Below are 2,790 nucleotides of genomic sequence, written 5' to 3' on the forward strand. Positions count from 1 at the left end.
TGTTCTGGATGTTTATGAGCTTCCTTACAATCCAAAAGTGCCGGTAGTTTGCATGGATGAAAAGCCATATCAGTTGTTAGGTGAAGTCAGAGACTCATGGGCTATGCGTCCAGGTGACAATAAGAAAGTCGATTCAGAATACGTTCGTAAAGGTACATGCAGTATCTTTGCCTTCGTAGAACCGCTAGGAGGTCGTCATCACACAAGCGTCAGAGAACACCGAACTGCAGTTGACTGGGCTGAAGAAATCAAATATATAGTTGATGAGATGTACCCTGAAGCCGAGAAGATCATTCTTGTCATGGACAATCTTAATACGCACAAGCCATCCTCACTATATAAGGCTTTCAAGATAAGGCTTTCAAGCCAGAGGAAGCACGTCGAATCATCAAGAAGCTTGAGATTCACTATACTCCCAAGCACGGCAGCTGGTTAGATATCGCTAAAATTGAGCTAAATGTGATGACCAGACAGTGTCTTTCTCGAAGAATCCCGGATATTGAGACACTACGCGAAGAATTGAGCGCTTGGGAAAGTGAGCGGAATAATAGCTATGCTTTGGTAAACTGGCAGTTTAGAACTTCGGATGCACGTATCAAACTTGCATCTTTGTATCCAAAGCTATAGCACTAAGCATACTTAAGATATCAGTATGACGATACACTAGCTTAAAAGAGGCAGAAACGGTTCTCCACGCCTTATACGACAAATACGACTCAAAGGAATCGAGCATGATCAAGAATTTGCAGAAGATTGAGGAAGACCTGCTGGTCTTTTACCAATACCCTAAGCAGATTCGTCCTTCGATCCAACGAACATGATCGAATTGATAAACAACATGATCAAACGCAAGACAAAGCCAAAGTCAGAATTTCCTACTGAACAGTCCCTAGACAACTTCTTGGGTGTACAGGCTATCGGCTACAATGACCGGAATGTCAATCAGACTCATAAAGTCTTGGGTCAGGTGACAGACACGTTGGAATCACACTTCGATTAAAATATAATTAAATATTCGACCTATCGAAAAGATTTATTTACATAAAAGAATTGACAATATCCAAAGTTGTATCTCACGTAAATGCATATAATTTTAGATCCTTTTATTAGCACCAATGTGATACTAAACTATTTAATGTAGGACTGCAACAATGAAAAATAGATCATTAGGGAAGAATGCAATATTAAATAGCATTAGGCAATTTTTAAATGTCATTTTCCCGTTAATCATTATTCCATATACATCAAGAGTATTATCGGTTAACTCAATGGGAATTTATAATTTTTCTAGTAATTACGCTAATTATTTTTTGTTATTAGCTTCACTAGGAATCCCGACATATGCTGTGAGGGAGGGAGCAAAGTATCGGGATGATCACCAAAAAATAAGTGATTTTTCCAGTCAGATATTTACATTAAATATAATATCTACAATGATATCCTATATCATTCTTATATTCACTTTACAATTCCCTTTTTTAAAAAAATACGCTTTGACCATTGTAGTTTTTAGCTTACAAATTATATTTACAACAATTGGTACTGAATGGATATATACAATATATGAGGATTTCACATACATAACAGTTAGAAGCATACTTTTTAAAGTATTGTCTATTGCTTTATTATTCGTATTTGTTAGGGAAACCAATGACTTTTTACCATATGCTGGTGTAACTGTTTTTGCAAGTGTTGGTTCAAATATATTAAACTATATACATACAAAATCGATTGTAAAAATACGGATAATAAATAACTTTTCACAATTAAAAGCACACATAAAACCTGTTTTTACTATTTTTTTCTCTACTTTAGCTGTTAATATTTACGTCGCATCAGATACTACGCTTTTGGGGTTCATTAAGGGAAATTACGCAGTAGGTATATATGGAGTTGCTTCTAAAATATACGGAACGATGGCGCCTTTTTTAGCCTCAATATTAATTGTGACTATCCCTAGACTTGCTATGCTTTTTTGGAAAAAAAATTTCAAAGAATACAAGAACGTTTTGGGATCTGTTATTAAAGTAATGGTAACAATACTGATTCCATCGTCGATAGGCATAATTATGTTAGCCCCGGAAATAATAATGATCATTTCTGGGAAAAAATATCTTGCTTCAGTGACTCCATTACGTTTCTTAGCGATTGCTCTTATTTTTTCATTACTCAATACGATAGTTTCACAGTGTGTAATGATACCTGCGCATGAAGAGAAAAAACTGTTAAAAGCTAATCTTATAGCTGCTTCAGTAAACTTGATTTTAAATCTCGTTTTAATGCCCTTTTTCTCATTTAATGCTGCAGCTGTTACAACAGTTATATCTGAACTTACGAGTTTATCAATTAATACATTTGAAATGAAAAATGTTATGTACGGCGTTGTAAGAAGCGAACACATACTTAAAGGAATTATTCAATCCACAATTGGTTGTATTCCGATAGTTATTATTTGCTTGTTAGTTAAGGAAGTCGTATGTTTAATTTGGCTAAGGGGATTAGTTGCGATAGTTTTATCTATCGTGGCATATGTATGTGTTTTGCTATTTATGAAAAACGATGCTGTGCTTAATCTATTGAACAGGTTTTGTAAAAGATAATTGATGGTTTGTAAGCATCCAATAGCAGAGTATATTAAAGATCTTATGTATCAATTAATTGAACAATAATAAAAATAAATGCTAATTTCCCAAGATTTTACAACTCAAACCATACGGCTGACAGATTTTCTGCCAGCCGTATTTCTTTTATGCATGACTTTCCAGAAATGCGAGGATCTCAGCTTTAGTT

General features: G+C 34.7%; 3 protein-coding genes and 1 pseudogene. All 4 read left to right on the forward strand.

From position 1 onward, the window contains the following. Positions 1-436 (forward strand): transposase (locus FD23_RS09775; protein WP_236743910.1); only part of this gene is annotated, 436 nt, incomplete at its 5' end. Next, positions 403-627 carry a hypothetical protein gene (locus tag FD23_RS11085; protein ID WP_375711325.1) on the forward strand — a complete coding sequence of 75 codons (225 nt, stop codon included), beginning with the start codon at positions 403-405 and terminating at the stop codon, positions 625-627. The genes FD23_RS09775 and FD23_RS11085, both read left to right, overlap by 34 nt. A gap of 29 nt (positions 628-656) precedes the next feature. Then, a pseudogene (locus tag FD23_RS09520) lies at positions 657-1,000 on the forward strand (transposase); the annotation flags it as partial. Between the two features lie 151 nt (positions 1,001-1,151). Continuing rightward, positions 1,152-2,600: a flippase gene (locus tag FD23_RS08475; RefSeq protein WP_052933784.1), complete on the forward strand. Its 1,449-nt coding sequence runs from the start codon at positions 1,152-1,154 to the stop codon at positions 2,598-2,600. The last annotated feature ends 190 nt before the right edge of the window (positions 2,601-2,790 follow it).

The sequence above is a fragment of the Lactobacillus delbrueckii subsp. delbrueckii DSM 20074 = JCM 1012 genome (assembly GCF_001433875.1).
In the GTDB taxonomy this organism is placed as follows: domain Bacteria; phylum Bacillota; class Bacilli; order Lactobacillales; family Lactobacillaceae; genus Lactobacillus; species Lactobacillus delbrueckii.

Bases quoted from the DNA above. Each gene is read 5' to 3' on its own strand.
- FD23_RS08475 (WP_052933784.1), top strand. From the start codon at position 1,152: ATGAAAAATAGATCATTAGGGAAGAATGCAATATTAAATAGCATTAGG.